Here is a 22,364-nt window from a genome sequence, read left to right on the forward strand (position 1 = left end):
AACATATCATATAAGGACATGCCCCATATGAATTACCATCGTCTGAAAATTGTTGTTTTCGCGTTACTGTTCGGCGGAACTGTCTTTGCCGCTTCTGCGGAAAACCTGTTGCTCGCCCACACGCTCCCGAACGGGCTTCCTGACGGACGCAGGGCGCCGGAAGGCGCGACTGTCGCTGTCAGTGACGGAAAGCTCAACGTCGATTTCACAAAGCCGGGTTCCCTCCAGTACAGCGTTTACATTACGCCGGACCATCGCCGTCTGCTGCTCTCCGGGGAGCTCGCGGGCGAAAATCTCGTACCCGGTCAGGAGGGGTGGCAGAACGGGCGTATTGCCATGCGCTTTCTAGACAGCGCCGGGAAACAGGCCGGCGCCTGGCCCGCCGTCTTCGCGGTTTCGGGAAACGGCACGCAGAAGTGCAGCCGCGTCTACAACGTTCCGGCGGGAGCGGTCCTGCTGCTGGTTGAGCCGGCCCATTTCGGCGTCTCCGGAAAAGCCGTGTTTCGCAACCTCATGCTTGAAGAAGCGCCACGGAATCTGCTGCTGTCGCCAAATCCGAATGGAATCCCGGGAGAGGGGTTTGATAAAGGCGCAGTCAGAGCGACCGTGCAGGACGGCGAACTCTGCATAACGATCAATGGAACCGGCAACTGTCGCTTGAGCATCCCAGTCGCGCCGGAGTGGAAATCGCTGAAATTCACCATGCAATGGAAACTTACCGATGTAAAGCCTGGCGATGCCGATTGGAAAAACGCGCGTGTCGCCATGCGTTTCTACGGTCCGAAAGGCGGAGTCGGTGATTGGCCGGCAATCTTTGCCGGAACGGGAACCACCGGTTGGATTGAATGCAGCCGCGTCTATGAAATCCCGGAGGGGGCGACGAGCCTCGCATTCGAACCGGCCAACTTCGGCTCCTCCGGCAAGGTCGAGTTCAAAAAACTCACTCTCGAACTTGACGAAATGAAATAGACCGTTGCTTCCGGCGGCAGGTCTGCTGTCTCGACGGCAATCGCGGCAACCTGAACTATGAGTTGCCGGACGGTCGCTGGATCGGCCTCGCCGATCCGGAAGATAAAGGCCGGAAACGCGGATTCATGAAGCCGGAGTCCCGGCCCGGCATCGAATGGCGCGGCGTCCGGGTGGGTCCCCGGTAATTTCGGCGCGCAGTTTGCCGACCTGGCCGGTTTCGGCGGGCTGTTCTGGTACCGGCTTGAATTTGAGCTGCCGAAGGGGGGGGCCGGTGTGGAGTGCGAATTGCAGTTCGGCCCGATCGACGATGAATCGTGGACGTGGTTTAACGGCCGGTCGGCTGGAGAGGTCACCAGACAGTCGAATCCGAAGGATTACCGGGAGTTCCCCCGGACGCATCGGATTGCTCCCGGAGTGCTGAAATCCGGGAAAAACGTTCTGGTCGTTCGTTGCAACGATATCTGCCTTCTCGGCGGCATCCCCGGTACGCAGCACCTCAGAATTCCGCAGCCGCACGCGCGTTCTATACCGATGTGCCGGTCGCCTCGGACGATCCGTATCGTTACTACCGCTGGTGAGCATCGCCGCATTCGCCGCCGTCCGGTCGCCGTGCCGGGCGGCGGTTTTTCGTTGCGCCGCTCTCAGCGGAAGGAAAATCGAAATTTTTCTTTATTCTGTCGTTCGGTCCATGAAAAAAACGGAAAACGATGTTATACTATTGCTGAATCCGAATCCATTCAGGGAGGATGAAGCGCATGAAATACGGAATTTATTACGCCTACTGGGAACAGGAGTGGACCGCCGACTATTTCAAGTATATTGAAAAGGCGGCCCGGCTCGGGTTCGATTGTCTCGAGATTGCCTGCACCCCGCTGCCGGAGTACTCCGCGTCAAAACTCGCCGACCTCAGGAAATGCGCCGCCGACCACGGCATTTTCCTGACTGCCGGACACGGCCCGAACGCCTCTCAGAACCTCGCCAGCGCCGATCCGGCCGTAGCTGCCGGCGCGAAAAAGTTCTATGTCGATCTGCTCAGGAAACTTGAGATCCTCGATATCCACACCATCGGCGGCGGCATTTACAGCTACTGGCCGGTCGATTACTCCAGGCCGGTCGACAAGGCCGGAGACTGGGCCCGCAGCGTCGCAAACGTCCGCGAAGTCGGCAGGGTCGCCCGCGATTGCGGCGTGGATTACTGTCTCGAGGTCCTGAACCGCTTCGAGGGGTATTTGCTCAACACCGCCGCCGAGGGAGTGGCGTTCGTGCGCGAAGTCGATGTGCCGGCCGTCAAGGTCATGCTCGACACCTTCCATATGAATATCGAAGAGGACGACATCGGCGGCGCGATCCGCTCCGCGAAGGGCGTGCTCGGGCATTTTCACACCGGCGAATGCAACCGACGGGTTCCCGGCAAAGGGCGCACCCCGTGGCATGAAATCGCCTGCGCGCTCCGCGACATCGACTACCGGGGCAGTGTGGTCATGGAACCTTTCGTCCGCATGGGCGGCACCGTCGGCAGCGATATCAAAATCTGGCGCGACATCAGCTGCGGCGCCGATGAAGCGCGGCTCGATGCCGATGCGGCGTCCGCACTCGAATTTGAACGTTATATGTTTGAAACTCTCTGAAGGATGGACTGCTATGAAGAATGAATTCGTATGGGGCGTCTCCAGTTCCGCATTTCAGATCGAAGGCGCCACCTCCGAAGGGGGCCGCGGGCTCTCGACCTGGGATGTCTACACGCGCACGCCCGGCAAAATCCTGAACGGCGACACCGCCGACATCGCCTGCGACCACTATCACCGTTACCGGGAGGACGTCAAGCTCATGGCGGAGCTCGGCGTTACCGGCTACCGTTTCTCGATCGCATGGCCGCGGATCGTTCCGGACGGCGTCGGAGCGCCCAATCCGGCCGGCATCGCCTTTTACAGCGATCTGATCGATACGCTGCTCGAGTACGGCATTCAGCCGTATCCGACGCTCTACCACTGGGATTTGCCGGTCATCAATCAGTTCGTCGCCGACGGCTGGCTTTCGCGGCAGACGGCGGAGGCGTTCGCCCGTTATGCCGGAATCTGCTTCGAGGCTTTCGGCGACCGGGTCAGGCACTGGATCACGCTGAATGAATCGTGGTGTTCGGCGGTCATCGGCTACGGGCTCGGCGCGTTCCCGCCGGGACGCCGGGATTCGGAGCAGCCGTATCTGGCCGCCCACAATCTCCTGCTCGCGCACGCCATGGCGGCGCGAACCTTCCGCGAGGGGGGCTTCGACGGGCAGATCGGCATCGCCAACAACTGCGACTGGCGGGAGCCGCTGACCGGGGCGGAGGCGGACCGGCAGGCGGCTGAACGGGCGCTGCAGTTCTTCTACGGCTGGTTTACGGACCCGCTCGTATTCGGCGAGTATCCGGAGATGATGCGTGAAAAACTCGGCTGCCGGCTGCCGGAGTTCACTTCGGACGAACGGAAATTCGTCGCGGGCAGCGTGGACTTTCTCGGGCTCAACCATTATACCACGCTCTACGCCTCCGCCGAGCCTCCGGCGGTCGGCTGCGACATCGGGCCGAACGGCAACGGAGGCATGATCGCCGACCAGGATGTGTTCCTGTCTGTCGACCCGGCGTGGGTGCAGACCGACATGGTCTGGAGCATCGTGCCGTGGGGGTTGCGCAAAATGCTGAACTGGGTCGGCGAACGCTATCCGGGGATTCCGGTGTATGTGACCGAAAACGGCTGTTCCTGCCCGGAACCGGACGTGGAGAGCGCGCTCAACGACACCATGCGCCAGGAGTATCTCAAAGCGTACACCGCGTCCTGTCTCGCGGCCCGGGATGAGGATGGCGTCGATGTGCGCGGTTATTTCTGCTGGACGCTGCTCGACAATTTCGAATGGACCAGCGGTTACGCCCGTCACTTCGGCCTGGTCCGCTGCACGCCGTCGGACCTGACCCGCATCCGCAAGGGGGGCTTCCGCACCTACCGCGACATCATCGCCGCCAACTGATTCCGCGCGGAACAAAACGGCGCCGGAATTGATTCCGGCGCCGTCTCGGTATCTGGAGAATATGTGCTATTTCTTACGGGCGTCGAGGACCTTCTGCGCGGTGGCGCGGAGGAAGGCGGCATCCTCTTCGGTGATTCCCTCCGGGACGAACTTGATTTCGGAGGTCGGCTTGTCGAAGAAGAAACCGTACCAGACGCACGCCTGCAGATAACGGCCGCGGTCGTTCAGGTGGGCCGGGTCGTTGTAGATGTACCGCTCGTTTTCTCCGGTGGCCTTGTTTTTCCGGCTGCCCCAGCTCATGCCGACGGCGAACGAACCGGCTTCGGACGGAAGCGGGTCGGGATATTTCAGGCTCTTCAGCGCCTCGCGATCATACTCGACATACTTGACCGGCTGGGTTTCGCGGGCGAGCTGGACTGCCTCTCCGGTCGGAATCAGCCGGATGCCGAGTCCGGCCGCCGCCTGGTCATACGCATCGACGAGCTTGTCGAACATTTCCCGCTGACTCATCTTCCACGACTTCAGCCGGTTGTCGTCGAAACGGTAGGCCCAGGTCTGCTGGATGACCAGCTCGGCCTGCGGGGCGTACTTTTTCACATACTCCTGCAGGTTTTTCGCGTAGGGCATGTAGCTCTCGGGTTTCCAGGAAAGGTGGCTCGCCTGCTGGATCGTGACGAAATCCCACTTCTGCGCTTCGAGTTTGTCGCGGAGCGTGTATTTCCTGTAATACGGCTTCACCGCCGGGTCCTGTTCGGACTTTTCGACGAGCTTCCAGTGCTTGTCGAGCGGACAGCCGCCGATGTTGGCGCGGTCCATGATCACCTTGTCGCCGGCAGACTCCGCGACTTTCGGCAGAAACTTGAACGCGCTGTCGGCAAAGCTGTTGCCGATGGTCAGAAGCTTGACCTCCTTCGCCGCCGCCCCGAACGTGAGCGTCGCCGCCGCCAGAATCGAAAGTGTGAGCTTTCCAGTCATGGTATCCCTCCTGTTGATGAATTGTATACAGTATCACCGGTCGAATGGAAATGCAAACTGCTTGTGCAAATTTTGCATGGACTCCGCCGCGATGAACCGTTTGCGGTAGTCGCGCGGCGATACGCCGAACTTGCGGCGGAACATCTTGCTGAAATAATTTCCGTCGCCGAAGCCGCAGCCGACGGCGATTTCGATGATGCTCTCGCTGCCGTCGCGCAGTCTGCGCGCCCCTTTTTCGAGCCGGAGATTCAGCAGGTGGTCGATCGGGCTCGTTCCGAGCATCTCGCGGAACATTCGCAGGAGGGAGGATTTCGAGAGCCCGAAGTCGGCGGCGAGGGTGTCGAGCCGGATGGTCCGGCCGCTGTGCTCGTCGAGGTAATTCAGAATCCGGCGGAATTTCAGGCTGCGGTCGTTCTCTTCCCGGCGGGAGGCCGGGCAGGCGCGGCAGACGATTCCGGCGAACTGCAGGAACAGCGCCGCGACCATGCACATCCAGCCCTCCTGCCGCAGCTCTTCTTCGCGCAGGATCTGAAGGATGATCTCTTCGGTCCGCTGCAGCTGCTCGTTGCTGAGGACCGCCCGGCTGCAGCTCCGCAGTCTGCCGGGCTTCACCGGTTCGCTCTCGAAAAAGCTGCGGTAGCCGGCCGATTCACGCAGATCCAGCAGCTGCGGCTCGAGCGAGTCGTGCCGGTAGATGAAGTTGGCGAGCTCCAGGTTCTTCAGCTCCTCATAGGTGTGCGGGCTGTACGGCTTGATCAGGAACACGTCGCCGCGGTGGATCGGGCAGCGCCCCTCCTCGGTGATGTGAATGCCGGAACCGCTGCGGACGTAGACGAGCTCGTGGAAATCGTGATAGTGCATGAATTCGCTGATCTGGCCGTAGTTCCAGTTCACGAGGCAGACGCTCATCTTCTCCGACGAAAACAGCTTGTCGCCGCGGACGAAGTTGTACTGTTTCAGCTCCATCGCCACTCTCCGGGGTTATTTTGACCATATTATACCTCTTTGTGAACAGATCGTCAAGGTCTGCCGGGGAAAATCGTGACATAATATGTACAGAAACAACCCATCAGCAGGAGTATTCATGAGCAAGATGCAAAAATGTCTGACCGGATTCCTTTGGGCGGTGCTGGCCGTCCTGACGGCGGGGGGGGCCGTTCCGCCGGAAATCGAACGCCCGCCGCAGCCGTTCCTCGTCGAATTGCTGGCGCAGGAGCGCGGCCGCTGGAAATTTGAATCCCCGGTCGGGCAGGAGCTCGCTCATCCGGGCCGGGTCGGGCTTTATGCGGCCGGAGCCGGCATCGCCGACCGGGTCGGACTCCTGCTTGAGAATCCGGAGTTCCCGGGCGACCGTTCCCGGGCGGAATGGAAGGAGATTACGCCGGAACCGGACGGCTCCGGCTTTTTGATCCGCGAACCGAATTTTTCGATGCGGCTCCGGCTGCAGCCGGGAAAGGACGGCGAGATTCCGGCCGAGCTGTCGGAGATTCGTCTCGGCCCCGCGCCGGCGGGCAGATGGAATTTCACCGGGCTCTATCTGCGGGTCGGCGGGAGCTATCGGTCGCTTGAGCTCACCGGGCCGAACGGTTCGTTCAAGCTCCAGACCGGCCGGGTCGGTTCGGTTTTCAAAGCCGGGGAACCGGTGGAGCTCATCGCGGTCCGCCGCGTCCCGGCTCCGCGCCGCGCGACTCTGATTCTGCGCGACTATTACAGCGGCGCTGAGCTTTCCCGCCGTCCGGTCGAGCTGACCGGACGGGTCGTGAAGCTTCCGGCGGAGCCCGGCCGGTTCGGCAGTTTCGAGGCGGAGCTGCTGACTGCGGACGGATGCTCCGCGAAGCTGCGGCTGACCCGGATTCCGGCGCCGGAAAAGGTCGCGCACGAAAAATCGTTTATGGGCATCAACGTTTTTCAGCAGCAGCACTGGTATTACAGCTATCAGCTTCCGCTCTTCGCGGCGGCCGGAATCCGCTGGGTCCGGCCGTGGCTGCACTGGGAGAACACCTGGAAGATGCAGGAGCCCGAGCGCGGCAGGTTCGATACCTCCGCCCTCGATGCGATGCTGAGAAGACTTGCGCTGCACGACCAGAAGCTCGAATATATCTTCTACAACTGCGCTCCGTGGCTGGTGCCGGGCCGGTCGACCGAGATGACGCCGCTCGATGCGGAGCAGATGAAGCTCTGGGAGGCGTATGTCGGCCGCATCGTCCGCCACTGTTCGCCGCAGGTCACGGATTACGAGGTCTGGAACGAACCGGACCTGCTGGCCGGGCACAACCCCGCTTTCTCCGCCGGTTTCTATGCAAAGCTCACCCGGCGGACGGCCGCGGCGGTCCGCGCCGCGAATCCGGCGGCGAAAATCCACACCCTGTCGCATGCGAATGTCCGCGAATGGCTCGAGGCGGCCGGCGACGCCGGAGTCGCGGCATCGACCGACGTGGTCACGCTTCACACCTATGCGCCGGCCGAATATTTCGTCCGGCGCGAGCTCGCCCGGCAGAAGCTGCTCGACTGCGGCGGATTTTTCGGCAAACCTCAGTATTTCAATGAAATCGGCGCGGCCGGCTACGACGGCTGCCCGGAGTACTCCGGAGCGTTTCCCGGCACGAGCGAAAAGCGGCAGGCGGAGCAGCTTGTGATCAATTACGCGCAGGCGATGCATTTCGCGGGGGCGGAGGGGAAGGTGTTCTACTTCTGCAGTCTCGATCCGCGCGACAGCCGCGATCCCTCCGGCCGCACCTGGGACAGCAGCATCGGGCTGCTCTACCTCGGACTCCAGCCGAAAACCGCATTTGCTTCGCTCGCGGCGACCGCGAAGCTGCTTGACGGCCGGACCTGTCTCGGCCGGGTCGAAGTGAACGACGCGGTCCGTTACGTCGCTTTTTCGGGCGGCCGCGCGGTGGTCTGGAGCGACGTCCCCGGTGTTTCCGTCAAGGCGTCTGAGCTCGGCTGCGCGCCTGGCGAAGCGATCGGGGTGTTCGATCTCTTCGCAAACCCGGTTGCGTCCGGCAGGGCAGAGGACATGACGATCGACCTTTCTCGCGGCCCGGTTTTTCTGACCGGCAGCGAGACGCCCGGCCGCCGCGCCGCTGCGGAGCGGAACGCATGGATGGCCGAACGCGGCCGGGTTGCGGCGGCCGAACGGCAGGTCGGCCGCGTTCGGCCGGTTGCCATGACCCGGAATTCCACTGCCGAAGCGGCGTTCCGGATTCCGGCCGGCAGCCGGGTTGAAGTCCGCGTGCCCGAAGGGTTCCCGGCCGCCGTGGAGGAGGAGGCTCCGGACGGTTTGTTCCGGCTGAAGCTGCGGGCCGGGGACAGTTCCGGCGCGGGTGCCATCCGCTGTATCGTCACCTTGCCGGATGCGTCGCTTCCCGCGGTCGTCCGGACGATTCCGGTGATGGTCGACCGGACCACGCTGGTCGAGGACGGCGCCTTCGACAACGGTTCGCTCGATGAATACCAGCTGGCGGGGCCGGAGATGTTCGATCCGGCGGAGGGGGCGATGAGGTTGAACGGGCCCTTCGACAGCCGGACGCACCTGCATTGCAGGCCGCCGTACCGCTCCGACCGGCCGCTGCACTTTTCGGTCCGCCTCCGGGGGCGGCTCAGTCCGGGGGTGAAGCTGTCGTTCAACGTCGCCTTCTTCCGGGAAGGGTGGCTCGGCACCTGGAGCCCGGCGGCGCACGGGGAAAACTCCATCGCAAGCGAGGCATTCAGGGGCAGGAGCTCTGCGATTCCGGAGGAGCTCGCGGAGTGGACGACGGTGAAAGCCGTCCTGCCCGCCGGAATCCTGAACGCGCCGGAGGCGAGAGCCATTTTCTTTCTCGACATCCGGGGCGGCAGGCCCGGCGACGCAATATGGATCGACAATCTGGAACTTTATCAGGAAAGGGAAGCCGTGAAATGAAAAAGAGTTTTACTCTGATCGAACTTCTGGTCGTGATCGCGATCATCGCCATTCTTGCTTCGATGCTTCTGCCGGCGCTGAACCAGGCGCGGGAACGGGCGAGAACCGCCTCGTGTACCGGCAATCTGAAGCAGCTCGGAACCGCCGCGTTGATGTATGGCGGCGAAAATGAGGATTTCATCGTGCCGAGCCAGGGGGCGGAGTGGGGGAAAAAGTGGTTCAACCGCCTGCTCGAAACCAGCCTCGGCGGGAGTGAGAAGGTGCTGATCTGTCCCTCCTGTACCGAGGGGGATTTCATCACGGCGGACAAGTTCGACGACGGCGTGAAGCGGAAGCTCAGCTATGCCGGGCTCGCGCAGGTTATGGGCATGGCGAATCTCGAAGGTTATCGCTACAGCAAGCTCGGAGCGCTGCGCGAGCCGTCGCGGACCTGGCTCATCACCGATTATTCCGGTTCGGTCGATCCGATGGCGTTCATTTATCTCCGGAGCGATCTCAATTACGCGGAGAGATTCCGGCCTCCGTTCCGGCACGGCAACGTGATGAACGTCGCGTTCCCGGATGGGCATGCCGAAGGGGTCCGCCGGCCGGAGCAGCCGTCCGGACTCGATGCCGGCTGGCTCTTCGCATCGCCCGTCAATCAGTGAAGAAGCGCGGATTGACCGCCAGCGTGCCCGGAATCCGTTTGCTGATCCGGGCCGTTTTCCGTTCGATGAGTTCGATGAGGGAGTCGATTGCGGCGCGGCCGATTGACAGGTCATCGACCTGTCCCGCCGCGAGCTCCTGCGGCAGCAGCGGCCGGTTCGACGCGCAGTCGAGCGTCGCCATCCGGAGCATGTCTCCGCCGGTTCCGAACGCCTCGGCCGCTTCGAGCACGCCCGGGGTCATGTCGCGCGAGACGTTCAGGATGCCGTCGAACTGTTCCCGCTTCAGCGCCTCGAAGGCGGCGTTGCGTGCTTCATCCGGCACATAGCGCGAAAACCGGGTGACCAGCCGGACGCCGCTTCCGGCCAGCGCGTCGTCGACGCCGAGCCGCATCGCGGCAGTCACCGAGCTTTTTTCGGGGCCGGCCAGATAGAGCAGCTTCCGGCAGCCGGCGCGGACCATCGCACCGGTCACCTCCGCGGCGGTCCGGCGGTAGTCGCTGGCGACCGTATTGACCTGCACGGAATCCTCCGCCGCCGGCGTACTGGTGATGAAGAGATACGGCATGCCGTTCTCCTCGAGCTCCCGGTAATAGCCGCATTCGGGGGAGGCCCCCCAGATCAGCAGCCCGTCGATGGTCCCGGCGCGGAAGAGCCTCTGGTAACTTTCGTCCGGCCGCTTCTCCTCGTTGCGGAACAGCAGCATCAGGTGATAGTCGCTTTCCTCGAGCCGCGGCTCCATGCCGCTTAAGATATCGACGAAGTGCGAATCCCCGAATACATTGCCGGGCGTCATCGGGTGGGCCGGAACCAGAAGCCCGATCACGCCGCTGCGGCGGCGGAACAGCCGCTGCGCGTTGACGTTCGGCACATAGTTGAGTTCCCTGGCCGCGGCGAGCACCCGCTCCTGCGTCGCCGGGGGAATCTTGCGTCCGGCCCGGTTGTTCAGCACCTTCGAGACGGTACAGGTCGAGAGGCCGACGTACCGGGCGAGGTCGCGGATGCTGCAGCTGCGTCCGGCCGGATATTCTTTTCCGTTCATCCCGCCGCCTCCGTTCCGGCTTCTTCGGAGCGGCATGCCGTGATGAACCGCTCGCGGTGCGTGTAATCCTGCATGGCGGCGACCTCCCGGAACGAGCCGGTCGCGGCGAGCAGCCCGGCGAGACGCGGAACCTGGGCCGGGGCGAGCTCGAAGATGATTCTGCCGCCGGGATTCAGGTGCGGCGCAGCCTCTTCGGCGGCGCGGCGGATCAGGGCGAAACCGGCGTCGGGAGCGGTCAGCGCGAGCCGCGGTTCGTGCACGCGCACCTCCGGCTCGAGCGCGGCGTACTCTTCGTCGGTCACATACGGCAGGTTGGCGGCGATCAGGTCGAACTTTTCCCCGCCGACCGCGTCGAAGAGGTCGGATTCGAGAAAGCGGACCTGCGTCAGCCGGAGCCGTTCGGCGTTGTGCAGAGCGATGGAGAGCGCAGGTGTGCTGACGTCGACCGCCGTAATCACGGCGTCGGGCCGTTCGTCGGCCACGGCGAGAGCGATGGCGCCCGAACCGGTGCCGAGGTCGAGCAGCGAACCGCCCTGCGGCAGCGTATCGACCGCCCATTCGACCAGACACTCGGTTTCGGGGCGCGGAATCAGCACTTCGGGCGACACGTCGAGCCGGATGTTCATGAAGTAGGCGTAGCCGAGCAGATATTGCAGCGGTTCGCGTCCGGCCCGGCGCTGTCCGAGCGCCCGGATCCGCTTTTCGAGATCGGCCGGAACCGTCGCATCGGACTGCAGGAACAGTTCCGCCCGGTTGAACCCGGCGAGTTCGGAGATCAGGATGTCGGCTTCGACGCCGGCGCTTTCGATGCCGGCCGAGGTGAATTTGTCCAGAAGTTCGCGTCGCAGTTCAAAATAACGGCTCATCGCTGCGGCGCCCTCCGGAAGAATTTGCGAAAAAGTGTACGTTTCAGTTCATCGTTCATATTATAATATATCGTCGCGCCGGGCTTTTGCAAATGCTCCCGGCCTCAAAATCCGGAGGCATTTGCATCGGAAATGCTCATTTCCGATAGTAGAGGACGAGATCGCGGATCTGATAGTCGAGAAACCGCGAACCCGGATTGAAACCGATGGAGAGCCGTTCCGGGCGGAGGGCGTCGCCGCGCAGCGCGTCGGGGAGATCGGCCGGGAGGACGTAAATCCGCCGCCATTCCGCCGTCGGGTTCGGGATGGGCAGGAAGCTTTTCGTCCCGCCGGAATCCTGCAGCACGGCGAAAGCGTTGTTGTAGCCGCTCCCCTCCCGCTGCTCGGCCCTGACCGAAAATGCGATCGCCGCGAGTTCTCCGTTCGCCCGTTCTTCTCCGGTCAGCGGAAGCATCGGGTAGACCCATTTGTCATCGCCGCAGCCGGTGAAATCGACCCGGAAGCCGCCGTCCTCCTTGCGGGTGAATGTTCCGGACGACTCCGGCACCCAGCGGCTGCCGTTCCCCGGGTCGACCGGCACCGGCCGGAAGAGTTCGGCCAGCCGTGCCGGGAACAGTGCGAAAGCTGTGAGCGGCGGGATCGGCCTGCCGCCGAAACTGCCGCCGAAACGCAGTTCTCCGTGGGCGGCGCTGCCGTGGAAGGCGGTGACGAGAATCTCCAGCTGCACCCGGCCGCCCGGCGGGACCGTGACGGTCCCGGGCAGCCCGGAAACCGTGATCTCCTCGTTGACCGAGAGGGTTCCCGTCTGTTCGCGTTCCCCGAAGTTGTAGACGCTGAGCCGGAAGGCGGCGGGCAGTTCGAGCGTCATCGACTGCTGGTCGGTGATCCGGCGGTTGTCGTCCGGGGTCAGCTGCAGGACGATGGAGGTGTCCGACGCGGCGTCCGGCGCGGCATTCCGCGGGACGGCCGGAGCCGGGATTGCCGGGCGGAGTCCGCGCACTCCGGACAGATAGCGCGGAAAGCGTTCGGCCGCCAGTCTGAGTTCGGTCCCGCCCGGCAGGCGGGTCACGGCGCCCATGAGATCGGTTTGCCGCAACTCTTTCGCCTGTCCGGGCAGAGTGAGCGTGAATTCGGCGGTCGCTGCGGACCGGTCGTACGCTTCGAGCTCTTCGACCGTATATTGGTGCCAGAGCGCATGTTCGTCGACCGTGCCGGAGCGCAGCCAGTAGACGACGGTCTGGCTGCCCGCATCGTCTCCGTACAGGTAGGCGGCGACTTCCGGCGGCGTTTCGAGCCGGCCGAGGCAGCGGAGATTTCCGAGCTGTGCGCACAGATTCGCATAGGCGGCGAACTGCGGGGTCACCCGGTAATCCCAGGTCATCATCCCCCACACCTTGCGGTTGCCGCGTTCGTTGTAGGGCAGCAGGACGAACGGGAAGTTCCGGGCGATTCCGAGCGATTGCATGACGACCGCCGACTTGACCGTGAATTCCGCGAGCAGCCGGTTCTGGGCGAATGAGTGTTCCCGGCGGTCGAAAAAAGCCTCGTTCACCTCGAACGGATATGCTTTGCCGCGCTGAAAGACCGGGTCGACCTGCCCGTATCCCTCACAGTGGGTGCCGCTTTCGGTGATCCACAGCGGTTTCGGGGCGAGCTTGCGGGCCGCATAAGCGGCGTTGAGGCCGGAGACGAATTCCGGATAGCTCGACAGCGGCCCGTAGAGATGGAATGCGGCCGCGTCGAAGTAGGCGTAGGTCCCGTTGGCAAGAAACCGCTCGAAATAGCGCACCGGCTTCGGGAACCACTCGGTCAGCCCGCCGGTGATCACCGCGAGCTGCGGCCGGACCGACCTGATTCCGAGGGCCGCCGCCTTGTGCGCCGCGGCGAGTTCCCACACCGGGTCGTGACAGAACCAGTCGGCATTCTGCTCATTCCAGAACTCCAGCGCGTTGAGTTCGGGGCCGAGTCCGGCGGCGAGGCTCCGGGCGTAGGCGTACACTTCGCGCAGGTCGTCCGGCAGCGTCCGGTTCCGCCGGCGCATGGCGGAAGGCGCGTCGTGAAAGACGGTCAGCACTTCGAGCCCGCGTTCGCGGAGCAGCCGGGCACAGGCGAGGAACTGCTTCCAGTCGGTTTTGCCGTCCGGTCCCGGCTGCGTATCGTTCCAGCCGAGCCGGTCGCGCACGATCGACACGCCGAGCAGCCGGGCGAGGTCGGCTCCGCCGGCGAACATGTTTTCGCCGGCTTCGGGGGCGCCGCACCCGATCCAGCTCAGGGCCGAATCGATCCCGTAAAAGCCTTCGGAGGTCCGGCGGAGTTCCGCCGGATCGGCGACGACGGCGAACGGCGTCCACTCCGTACCGGCGCCGATGGTGTAGTAGCCGGGCGGCAGCCCGTGGAGCCTGATTTCGGCGGAAAGCGTTCCGCTCCGCACCGTCTCCTGCCGCCAGTTCCGGACTTCGAATTCCGGCGCGGGCGTACCGGCGTCCGTGCAGTGAAAACGCACTTCATCGCCGGTGGTGAAGATATTGCCGATCCGGCCGGTGGTCAGTTCGGCGGAAGCCGGAACTCCGAGCGCCGCGGCCGCCGCCAGCGCGGCGATTTTTTTCCATGTCCTGTTCAACGGGTTCCTCCTGTTTCCGGTGCGGAGAGTTCGACGAGCAGAAGATCGAGCGGTTCGATCCGGACGTCGATTTCCGACAGCTCCTTTCCCGGGCGGCTGCTTCGGATTCCGGTTCCTGCTTTGCTGTTGTGATAGATCCGGGCATTCCAGTCCGGGGCGGCCGGCAGCCCGCGGTAGCGGACCTGCGCCTCCATCGGTTCGCTCGTGTAGTTGTACATGACGAGCAGGATTCGTCCGGATTCCGGTTCCCGCATCGCGTAGGTCAGCAGATTCGGCAGCGGGAATTTCGTGCTCATGCGGACCTGGCTGAACGGACGGACTCCGGCCCATTTCAACAGGTCGTCCATCCACGGCGTCCACTGATCGGCGGCATCGAGCACCGGCAGGCCGTTGAAAAAGAGCACTTCCCCCCGGCCGAACGGGATTCTCCAGGCTATCGGTCTGCCGGCTGCGTCGCGGCCGATCACTTCCCCCCGACAGGTTGTTCCGGCTCCTGAACGGTAGAGCTGCGCCCGGAACGGCCTGCCGCCCGGCAGGGTCATGACCGCATCGACCGGCTCCTCCGTCCAGGCGGAACCGGATGTTATGCCGAGCTCGCGCCTCACCGCCTCGGTCGCGCGTTCTCCGTCGCGCCGGAAGCTCGTGTTCCAGAGGACGAGCTTGCCGCCGTTCCGGACAAATTCGAGCGCGCGGCGCTGCACCGTCTCCGGCACATCCGGGTGGCCGCCGTCGATGTGGAGCCGGACGTTCCGCAGTTTGGACTCGGGTGTCTGCGCGGTCAGCTCATAGTAGGGCGGCAGGCCGTTGTAATAGTTTGCCGCCTTCAGTACGCCGGAGAGCCCGCCCCAGTTGTTGACCACCTGCCGGTCCCACTGCGTCGGGCGGCGGATGCGCCGGACAGGGCGGCAGTTTTCGTAGTGGGCATTGTCGTGGTTGAAGCCCCCGATCAGCGCGATTTCGGAGTCGTCGATCAGTTCGAACCGGGAAATATCGGCCAGCTTCGGGGCCAGCGCGCGCAGGTCGTTCCACGAACGCCAGGTGACCGGATTCGCATATGCCTCCTCCTCCAGCGCCGGAGCTCCGACCCAGCGCAGCGAACCGTGCGACAGCAGCGGCAGGATCGAAAAGAGTCCGCCGTTGTAGGAGAGATACGACGTGGTCGGCTCCCCCCATTCGAAGCAGATCGGCTTCGGCTGGTGGCGGTATTGGTCGTACTGGAAATATTCCCGGCCCTGTTCGATGGAGAAGTTGCCGGCGAAGAGCTGCCCGGCCTCGGCCAGTTTCCCGATCTCACGGCCGGGCGGAGACGCGTCCGCACACGCTTCGGAGGCGAAGAATTTCATATCCGGCGCGTGCTTGCGGATCGCGCGGATCGCATCGAGGTAGAACTGCTGCTGGGTGTGGACGAGCTTGAAATCCAGAAAATCCAGCCACTCCGGACGCCGGTCCGCGGCGCGCTGCTCTTTCGGGAGCGGCAGCGGGAGCTTCAGCTCCTCCCAGGTTGCCAGTTTCCGGCCGTAGCGCCGGCTGACGGCCTCGAGCGTGAGCTTGCGGCAGTCGCGCAGATACTCCCGGAACGCCTGCTCGGCCCAGCGGCTGTAATCCCAGACGAAGTCGGTTTTGCCGCCGTTCACGTAAAGATTCGTGTATTCGTCGAAGAAGAACACCTCGAGCAGCGGCGGCCGGATATCGCAGCGCAGCATGCGGCCGGTTCCGGCGCAGCGTTCGGCGATTTTCCCCCACAGGGCGGCAAAGTGCTGCCGGAAGAGCGGGGACGAGACCGACGGCGGGCTGAAGAACTTCATCTTCCAGAAGTTGCGTCCGGTCGCCGGGCTGCCGTACTGGTCGCGCATGATGTACTCCGGCGAGCGCAGCCACTCCGGAGTCTGGTCGTCGGCGAAATAGAGCGTGATGTTGAAGAATTTGCCTTGTTCCAGCACATGATCCACCATCGCGTCGAGGTCGGAGAAGTTGTAGACGCCGGGCAGCGGTTCGAGGTCGCCCCAGAAGTATTCGAGCTGCATGGTGTTGAAGCCGTTTTTGAATACGGCATCGACCGTGCGGCGCGATTTCCGCTGTCCGAGCCCGTCGTATTGCCCGACCGCGCCGGCGATTTCGACCACGGGGGGGGCGAGGGCGGGCAGGTTGCCGCGCACCGGGACCGGAGCGGCTCCGGCCACGCCGAAAAGAACGCGGTTCCGGGCGAACACGCGTTCCCCGTCGCCGATTTCGGCCGTGAGATAGTAGGGGCCGGGCGGCAGTGCATCGAGCGTGACCGTCTCCTGCAACGGCTTGCCGAGATCGACCGGCAGAACCCGCAGCGGTTCGGTGAACAGAGGACGCCGGTAGTAATCCGTGAGGCGCAGCGTCAGTTTCGCCGGATGCGCGGGAACTCCGGCGCCCGGTGTGAAGCTGATCCGCAGCCGCGGTTTCTGTCCGGGCTGCCAGACCATTTCGCCCTCCGTCAGCGCGAGGCCCGGGGCATCGAATTGAATTTTTCCGCCGCCGAGCCGGGGAGAGGGGGCGGCGCTGCCGTAAACCCAGAACCGCTCCACCGTCCAGGCGTTCTGCGGGGATGGTTCGAAAAAGCGGATCCGGAGCGCATCGGCAGCGAGCGGAGCGGAGAAGCGGATCAGCGGCCGGGTTGCTTCATCCAGCGTTTTCGGCCGGAAAATCTCACTCCAGTTTCCGGCCAGCCGTCGTTCGATCACATAAGCAGGACGGTAGGCGGGGGATTTTTTGAAATTGTAGAACAAGGCGATCGTATCGAACTGCACCGGCTCCGCGTACGGAAAGTCAAGCTGCAGATACGGCTGCTCCGGGTCGACCGCGTCGAAGCACGGCGACATCCAGCCCCGGCGGGGACTGGAGTTGACCAGTCCGGCGGGAGCCGGAATCGGTTCGTCGCTCAACGCCGACTCCGCTGACCAGGGCGGATTCGAATAGGTGCCGGAGCTCGAAGCCAGTGCATCCGGGGAGAAGTTGACGCGCCCTTCCAGGTGGCGGTCATCGCCGGTTGCTTCGCGCAGTTTGCGGTATTCGGGCGCGGCGGCCGCCGCCAGTCCGAAACCGGCGGCCAGAAACAGCAGCAGGGGTTTTCGTAAAGTCATCAATTGGATTCTCCGATAGGAAAACGGACGGCGGGCATTCCGCCGTCCGGAGTGAAAGAACGGTTTCCGGTCAATCCCAGTCGCGGTAGTAACCGCTGTCGTCGCCCCAGGTCTTGAGACGCGGCGCCGAGGCGGCGTGGCCGTCGAAGAAGAGGAAATTGACGCGCTTGCCGCCGCCGTGCGGCATGAACTGGTCGGCGCCGCCGATCGCCACGCCGATCGCATCGGTTTTGTCGTAGGTGACCAGAATGGAGTTCATCGGCTTGGCCGCCATGGGCGGAATCAGCTCGTAGAGCATGACGGTCATCGACGGATGCTTGAATTTTTCCGGCGTCGGGCTGGAGTCGAAACGGGTGCCGAGCGGAATGCCTTTCGCCGCATAGTCGTTGCCGCAGTTGTAGGCGTAGCTGCGCAGGTACTGGCGGTTGGCGCTCCCTGTGTAACTTGCGTCGTGCCGGTAGCAGTTGAAAATATTCGACTTTCCGGAGGAGGGCGACGGAACGTAGCCCGGATTGCCGGCCATGCCGCCGTTGTGGAGCAGGAGCCAGGACCACGGAATCTGCTCGTTGGGCTGGTTCAGGTGGTTGTATCCCCGTCCGCGCGGCGGGCACCATCTGCCCTGATCCTGCGCGTAAATATGCATGAACGTCCCGAGCGTTTTCTGGTTGTTGACGCAGGTCAGGTCCCTTCCGGCGTCGCGGGCCATGTTGATGGCCGGCAGCAGCATGCTGGCCAGGATCGCGATGATGGCAATAACCACCAGCAATTCGATCAGAGTGAACGGTTTGCGCATAATACCGGGTATGTGAAGTTTCCTTGTACGGTCTGTCATGATATAACTCCTTTTTGTTGAATGAATTTATTCGGCCTCTGGCGGCAGAATTGTTCCGTTTTCGTTTCCTGGACTCGTCCGTCTGCATTGTCGCGGGATTCGCGGGGGAAATACATTTCCCCCGCACCCCCATTTCTTACCCTGTGCCGGGCTTTCATTTCCCGTGGGTTGCGCCCTTACCGCCCGCGGCGGAGGACTTTGTCCTCCTTACTTGTCCGCCTGCGGCGGCCAACTCTTCACCGCCCGCTTCACGGGCTGCGGCAGAGGGCCTTCGCTCCGCTGCATTCACCTTCGTCGCACCTGCTCCTCGCTGCCCGCTTCGGCTGCCGCCGAACCGTGCAGTCCGTTCACATCCGCTGCGCGGCGCATACCGCGCTTTTTTGCCGGGCGGCAATGCTGTTTTGTTTCACATACCCGGTATTATACGCAATTGCGGTTATATATGTGACATATTCACCAACAGCTCGATCAACGTGAAATATATCTTCTTTATAAAACCTCCTTAAATGTCGTATCATGGAAAAGAGTTAAGCCGGCGAGTGGACTCGGCTGCCGGATGTTTGTTTTTTCTGGTTGTTTCTCCTGCTTTTTTTACTTCGGGACAATTCGATATTCTGCCCGTGCGCGGAACACGTTCTTCCGGCGCGGAAAATGGTGACCGATTGATTCCGGTTTTACCGGGCGGCAATATTTCCGTGCGGAAACCCTTCCGGCCGTTTCCAGGGGATGACCGTTTCTCCGGCGGCGGAGCGCCGGGTGCTCTCCCGCAGCACCAGCGACGGCGCAATCAGAGTCTGACGGCCGGTCCGGCGTACCTGCGGGTCGTTGCGGCAGGCGTGGATGATCTTCTCGGCGGCGACGGCCCACTCGCCGAGGTTCTGGTCGATTGAAGAGAGTGCCGGGTGAAAAAATCCGCATTCCGGGATATTGTCGAAACCGATGATGCAGAGATCGTTCGGAACGGAGAGTTCGAGTTCATGGCAGGCGCGCATAACGCCGAGCGCGCCGAGGTCGGAGTCGCAGAAGAGGGCGGTGCAGTCGAAGGTTCCGCTGCGCCCGAGCTGCATCATTTTTTCGTAGGCGCGGGCGCTGGATTGCTCGCCGGGGCGGGTGTTGCAGTCGATGATCAGCGGAGTGATTCCATTGACCATCAGGTATTTTGCAAATCCGTTCCGGCGTGAAACCGTACTGTCGAGCTGCGGCTGGGTCAGCATCATGCCGATTTTCGTGTGGCCGTTGTTCAGGAAATGGCCGGCCGCCATGGCGCCGCCGAGTTCGTTATCGGTGCTGACCGCATTGATGCCGAGTCCCTGCGGTGCGCTGTTGATCAGCACCACCGGATAGTCCAGCCGTGCCAGGTGTTCCCAGGTGTTGAGGTCGAAATCCCAGTGCCAGTAAACGATAAGGGCATCGCTTTCCGCCGGCAGCATTTCCGGCGTGACGCGTTCGATGCCGTAGTTGTGGTAGCACGGTTTCAATGTGTATCCGGAAGCCGTGAAATGGCGGGCGAATTCGGTGAGAATTGCGGCCGTGAAGCTGGACTGCCAGTCCGGCAGCAGCAGGGACACTACGCCGTTCGGACAGTTCTCCCGGTTGTCGGCAGGCGCTTTGAAGGTGCCGCGGCCGACCTGCGACACGATGAGGCCGGCCTTCTTCATCTCGTTCATCGCCTGGGTGATGACGAGCTGGCTGACGCCGAAGCGCTTCATCAGCCGGCGTACGGAAGGCACCGTTGCTCCCGGCGGGAGGCTCTCGACCAGATCGCGGCACTCTTTGATGATGTTGTCGTATTTATCCATGAATTTCGTTTTCTTTTTATTGGTAATACACTTTGTATTTGGTGTATTTCTGTATTAATTATACCAGAAATAAAAAGAATGTCAATAGGAAAATGAAAAATAATTCAAAAATCGATGTCCCCGCGCCGCTGTGCGGTTTGGCCAGGGAGAAGGGCGATTCATTGATCGGGCATGTGCGGTGAGGAGTGTGGATGTCCCGGCCGCGGGGGGAACTGCGGGCCGCTGACGGAAGACTGTATGACAATGAAGTGATACACTTCGGAAAACAGCGCCGGACACGGAGGGCGGCGTGCGCTTATTTGCCGGAGGCTTCGCGGATCAGATCGGTGAACTCCTCGCGGGAGAGTTCGCCGAGTCGCTTGCCGCGTTTCGAGAGCTTTTCGTTGAATTTGACGGCGGTCTCAGTCATTTTCTCATGGGTTTCCTCGGAGCCGCCGACCAGGCAGAAGTTGTCGCCCCGGGTGATGCGGCGATGCTCATCCCGGCCGTCCAAGCCCATGCCCAGCAGCAGGGCGGTGTTGTTTTTCGATGCGTCAGCCATGCGAACAGCTCCTTTCCTGTCACTAATATAGTACCTTTTCTCAAAAAATCCAGCCGGAAAGATGCGGCAGCCGGTTTCAATACAGAATATCGTGCCAGTCGCCGTCGAAACCGAGGCTCCGCAAGAGGCGGATGTGCGGCTGCAGAAAACCGAAATCAGACAGGTGGTGCGCATCGCTTCCGAAACTGAGCTTCACTCCGGCCGCCAGCGCGCGCCGCGTGAATTCCGGGTGCGCGCTGTTATGGTGAAAATTGACTTCGGCCGCCATGCGGTATGTTTTCAGCAGCGCGATGATACGGTCGAAATACGGTTCCGGGTCGATGCCCCGCTTGCGGAGAATTCGCAGCGGATGGGCCAGTACCGGAATTCCGGCCCGGCCGTACGCTTCGATCATGCGGAGATGGAGCTCCCCGAGTTCTCCCGGCGGACAGTTCGGGTCAAGATGGTGAATTCCCCCGATCAGGGCTGCCGCATTTTCACGCAGTGCGGTTGTCATGACCGGTTCGCACTTCCGGGTGATATCGACTTCGAAGCCGGCCCGGAACCGTTCGTCGCCGAAACAGCGGCAATATGCGAGGAAGTCCGGGAGCCGGTTCACCGCATACGGTTCGCGCAACCCGTTGAAAAACCAGTCGAAACCGAAAAATCCGCGCTTGGTGAAGTAGAGCTGCCCGCTGTGTTCGGTCACGTCGCAGCCCGCGAGATTGAACATCTCCATCAACTCCTTTTCCGCCTCGAAATCCATATTTTCCCCGCAGTAGGCGTACGGCGTGTGCGTGTGGCGGTCGAACCATTCGAAACCGTCCGGAAGCCGGAATGAATCGGTTTCGTATCTGACTGTTCCGTTGTCGTCAAGTTCGATCCGGGCGAAAGAGAACGGCGACTCGCAGAGGGCCGGCGCGCAGAGAAACGTGGCCTTCCCGTCGAAAACCGGTTCGCTCCCGGCATGATGGTGGCCGGAGATGGAGAGCACGCAGCCGGTCGCGTGCATTTTTGCGATGATTTCGTCCCGGTTCCGGTAGCCGTAAGGAGAGTTTCCGGTCCCGGCCGGAAAAACGGGTACGTGCTGCAGTGCCACGAGCTGTCCGTCGAAACCGGAACGCGCCCGGTCGAATTTCGCCAGCTCCTCCGGCAGCCGCTCGGCGTTCCAGCCGGGCCGCTCCGGGTCGAGGAACGGGATGATCCTGGTGCGCTTGATCTCAATATACTCCGGCGGCTTCGGAATGCATTCATAGAATGCGGCGGGCGGAAGATCGTGATTGCCGGGAATGGCGATGACCGGCACCGGCACTTCCCGCAGCAGGGCGCCGAGCTCGTTCAGGCGGCCGATTGCGGCGCGGTCCCCGGCCATTGCCGGGTCGATGAGGTCGCCGGCCGCAATGACCGCATCGGGCCAGCCTTCGATTTCAAGCAGTTTCAGGAACCGTTTCAGCAGCAGGGCCCCGTAAGCTCCCTTCCGGCCGGGATTCCTTCGGTTCGGGCCGCCGGAATAATGAATATCGGTGACGACTGCGAGGCGGATGCTCATGGTTTCCGCTCCTTCAGGGCTTTTTTCCGGCCGTCGGGACCGATTGCCACGAAGGTGCATTCGCCGCGGAGCGCTCGCTCACCGCCGACCCGGGCTTCGATCGAAAAGGTGACGCTGCTGCGGCCGAACTCCGGCTTGCCCGCATAAAAATCGAGGATTTCGCCGGCCTTGACCGGCCGCGTCAGGTAAAATTCGGAGAACCGGTAGCCGACCGGATGGGATTCCCCGGTACACCGGGCCGCGTGAATCGCCGCCTGTTCGGCTGTAAAATCGAGCATCCGGCCGCCGTAAAGATTGCCGCCGACGCCGAGGTCGAGCTCTTTTACCAGCCGGGAACCGAGAAAGAACGGTAGTTGTTCCGGTGATTGACTCATGGTGCTGCATCCTCCCTGTTTGCCGGATCAATATAATTCCATTGGCCGCCGCCGGCAAACCGGAAAGGGGGGGAATATCGATAAAGTATATAAATATAGATATTTTTTTATCAAATGGCTTGAAAACCTGCGTTCGACAGTATATGTTGAATAGCGA

General features: G+C 62.5%; 16 protein-coding genes. 5 read left to right on the forward strand and 11 right to left on the reverse strand.

The window, feature by feature from the left end; all coding sequences use genetic code 11:
• Window positions 1-27 precede the first annotated feature (27 nt).
• The 3 genes from FYJ85_RS14865 (at window position 28) to FYJ85_RS14875 (ending at window position 3,972) form a co-directional block, all read left to right on the forward strand.
• Window positions 28-969, forward strand: coding sequence for a hypothetical protein (locus FYJ85_RS14865; protein WP_106054699.1), 942 nt, complete (start codon window positions 28-30; stop codon window positions 967-969).
• A gap of 755 nt (window positions 970-1,724) precedes the next feature.
• Entirely contained in the window at window positions 1,725-2,597 is an 873-nt protein-coding gene (locus FYJ85_RS14870) for a D-psicose 3-epimerase (RefSeq protein ID WP_106054700.1), read from the forward strand.
• A 13-nt stretch (window positions 2,598-2,610) separates the two neighbouring features.
• Window positions 2,611-3,972 carry a glycoside hydrolase family 1 protein gene (locus tag FYJ85_RS14875; RefSeq protein WP_158704202.1) on the forward strand — a complete coding sequence of 454 codons (1,362 nt, stop codon included), beginning with the start codon at window positions 2,611-2,613 and terminating at the stop codon, window positions 3,970-3,972.
• Window positions 3,973-4,038: 66 nt separating this feature from the next.
• Here the strand turns inward: FYJ85_RS14875 and FYJ85_RS14880 are convergent, their stop codons facing one another.
• Together FYJ85_RS14880 and FYJ85_RS14885 are read right to left on the reverse strand one after the other, a co-directional pair.
• Complete coding sequence (locus FYJ85_RS14880) at window positions 4,039-4,947, reverse strand: DUF4886 domain-containing protein (protein WP_154419361.1); 909 nt, start codon at window positions 4,945-4,947, stop codon at window positions 4,039-4,041.
• Window positions 4,948-4,980: 33 nt separating this feature from the next.
• A complete protein-coding gene (locus tag FYJ85_RS14885; RefSeq protein WP_154419362.1) occupies window positions 4,981-5,913 on the reverse strand; it encodes a helix-turn-helix domain-containing protein in 933 nt (310 codons plus the stop codon).
• 118 nt (window positions 5,914-6,031) lie between these two features.
• On the opposite strand from FYJ85_RS14885, the gene FYJ85_RS14890 reads away from it, so the two are divergent.
• Window positions 6,032-8,851 (forward strand): hypothetical protein, encoded by a 2,820-nt coding sequence (locus FYJ85_RS14890; RefSeq protein ID WP_154419363.1) that lies wholly within the window; start codon window positions 6,032-6,034, stop codon window positions 8,849-8,851.
• Window positions 8,848-9,498 (forward strand): prepilin-type N-terminal cleavage/methylation domain-containing protein, encoded by a 651-nt coding sequence (locus FYJ85_RS14895; RefSeq protein ID WP_206213217.1) that lies wholly within the window; start codon window positions 8,848-8,850, stop codon window positions 9,496-9,498. Before FYJ85_RS14890 ends, FYJ85_RS14895 begins: the two co-directional genes overlap by 4 nt.
• Here FYJ85_RS14895 and FYJ85_RS14900 read toward each other — a convergent pair.
• The 9 genes from FYJ85_RS14900 to FYJ85_RS14940 form a co-directional block, all read right to left on the reverse strand.
• Window positions 9,488-10,537, reverse strand: a complete 1,050-nt coding sequence (locus FYJ85_RS14900) for a LacI family DNA-binding transcriptional regulator (protein ID WP_206213218.1) — start codon at window positions 10,535-10,537, stop codon at window positions 9,488-9,490. The two genes, FYJ85_RS14895 and FYJ85_RS14900, sit on opposite strands and share 11 nt — an antisense overlap.
• Window positions 10,534-11,403 carry a peptide chain release factor N(5)-glutamine methyltransferase gene (prmC, locus tag FYJ85_RS14905; RefSeq protein ID WP_106054707.1) on the reverse strand — a complete coding sequence of 290 codons (870 nt, stop codon included), beginning with the start codon at window positions 11,401-11,403 and terminating at the stop codon, window positions 10,534-10,536. The genes FYJ85_RS14900 and prmC overlap by 4 nt, the downstream gene beginning before the upstream one ends.
• A gap of 136 nt (window positions 11,404-11,539) precedes the next feature.
• Window positions 11,540-14,023 carry a glycoside hydrolase family protein gene (locus FYJ85_RS14910; RefSeq protein ID WP_154419365.1) on the reverse strand — a complete coding sequence of 828 codons (2,484 nt, stop codon included), beginning with the start codon at window positions 14,021-14,023 and terminating at the stop codon, window positions 11,540-11,542.
• The gene (locus tag FYJ85_RS14915; RefSeq protein ID WP_154419366.1) at window positions 14,020-17,133 is read right to left on the reverse strand and encodes a beta-galactosidase; all 3,114 of its coding nucleotides are present in this window, start codon (window positions 17,131-17,133) and stop codon (window positions 14,020-14,022) included. Before FYJ85_RS14915 ends, FYJ85_RS14910 begins: the two co-directional genes overlap by 4 nt.
• 70 nt (window positions 17,134-17,203) lie before the next feature.
• Window positions 17,204-17,965, reverse strand: a complete 762-nt coding sequence (locus FYJ85_RS14920) for a prepilin-type N-terminal cleavage/methylation domain-containing protein (RefSeq protein ID WP_106055776.1) — start codon at window positions 17,963-17,965, stop codon at window positions 17,204-17,206.
• 674 nt (window positions 17,966-18,639) lie between these two features.
• A complete protein-coding gene (locus tag FYJ85_RS14925; protein ID WP_106054710.1) occupies window positions 18,640-19,764 on the reverse strand; it encodes a GntR family transcriptional regulator in 1,125 nt (374 codons plus the stop codon).
• 295 nt (window positions 19,765-20,059) lie between these two features.
• The gene (locus FYJ85_RS14930; protein ID WP_106054711.1) at window positions 20,060-20,305 is read right to left on the reverse strand and encodes a hypothetical protein; all 246 of its coding nucleotides are present in this window, start codon (window positions 20,303-20,305) and stop codon (window positions 20,060-20,062) included.
• A 76-nt stretch (window positions 20,306-20,381) separates the two neighbouring features.
• Window positions 20,382-21,833, reverse strand: a complete 1,452-nt coding sequence (locus FYJ85_RS14935; protein ID WP_206213219.1) for a metallophosphoesterase — start codon at window positions 21,831-21,833, stop codon at window positions 20,382-20,384.
• Window positions 21,830-22,207 carry a hotdog domain-containing protein gene (locus tag FYJ85_RS14940; RefSeq protein ID WP_106054713.1) on the reverse strand — a complete coding sequence of 126 codons (378 nt, stop codon included), beginning with the start codon at window positions 22,205-22,207 and terminating at the stop codon, window positions 21,830-21,832. The genes FYJ85_RS14935 and FYJ85_RS14940 overlap by 4 nt, the downstream gene beginning before the upstream one ends.
• Window positions 22,208-22,364 lie beyond the last annotated feature (157 nt).

This window comes from Victivallis lenta (genome assembly GCF_009695545.1).
GTDB lineage: Bacteria > Verrucomicrobiota > Lentisphaeria > Victivallales > Victivallaceae > Victivallis > Victivallis lenta.

Bases quoted from the DNA above. Each gene is read 5' to 3' on its own strand.
- FYJ85_RS14925 (WP_106054710.1), bottom strand. From the start codon at position 19,764: ATGGATAAATACGACAACATCATCAAAGAGTGCCGCGATCTGGTCGAG.
- FYJ85_RS14880 (WP_154419361.1), bottom strand. From the start codon at position 4,947: ATGACTGGAAAGCTCACACTTTCGATTCTGGCGGCGGCGACGCTCACG.
- FYJ85_RS14885 (WP_154419362.1), bottom strand. From the start codon at position 5,913: ATGGAGCTGAAACAGTACAACTTCGTCCGCGGCGACAAGCTGTTTTCG.
- FYJ85_RS14940 (WP_106054713.1), bottom strand. From the start codon at position 22,207: ATGAGTCAATCACCGGAACAACTACCGTTCTTTCTCGGTTCCCGGCTG.
- FYJ85_RS14935 (WP_206213219.1), bottom strand. From the start codon at position 21,833: ATGAGCATCCGCCTCGCAGTCGTCACCGATATTCATTATTCCGGCGGC.
- FYJ85_RS14895 (WP_206213217.1), top strand. From the start codon at position 8,848: ATGAAAAAGAGTTTTACTCTGATCGAACTTCTGGTCGTGATCGCGATC.
- FYJ85_RS14870 (WP_106054700.1), top strand. From the start codon at position 1,725: ATGAAATACGGAATTTATTACGCCTACTGGGAACAGGAGTGGACCGCC.
- FYJ85_RS14865 (WP_106054699.1), top strand. From the start codon at position 28: ATGAATTACCATCGTCTGAAAATTGTTGTTTTCGCGTTACTGTTCGGC.
- FYJ85_RS14900 (WP_206213218.1), bottom strand. From the start codon at position 10,537: ATGAACGGAAAAGAATATCCGGCCGGACGCAGCTGCAGCATCCGCGAC.
- prmC (WP_106054707.1), bottom strand. From the start codon at position 11,403: ATGAGCCGTTATTTTGAACTGCGACGCGAACTTCTGGACAAATTCACC.
- FYJ85_RS14930 (WP_106054711.1), bottom strand. From the start codon at position 20,305: ATGGCTGACGCATCGAAAAACAACACCGCCCTGCTGCTGGGCATGGGC.
- FYJ85_RS14890 (WP_154419363.1), top strand. From the start codon at position 6,032: ATGAGCAAGATGCAAAAATGTCTGACCGGATTCCTTTGGGCGGTGCTG.
- FYJ85_RS14875 (WP_158704202.1), top strand. From the start codon at position 2,611: ATGAAGAATGAATTCGTATGGGGCGTCTCCAGTTCCGCATTTCAGATC.
- FYJ85_RS14915 (WP_154419366.1), bottom strand. From the start codon at position 17,133: ATGACTTTACGAAAACCCCTGCTGCTGTTTCTGGCCGCCGGTTTCGGA.
- FYJ85_RS14920 (WP_106055776.1), bottom strand. From the start codon at position 17,965: ATGACAGACCGTACAAGGAAACTTCACATACCCGGTATTATGCGCAAA.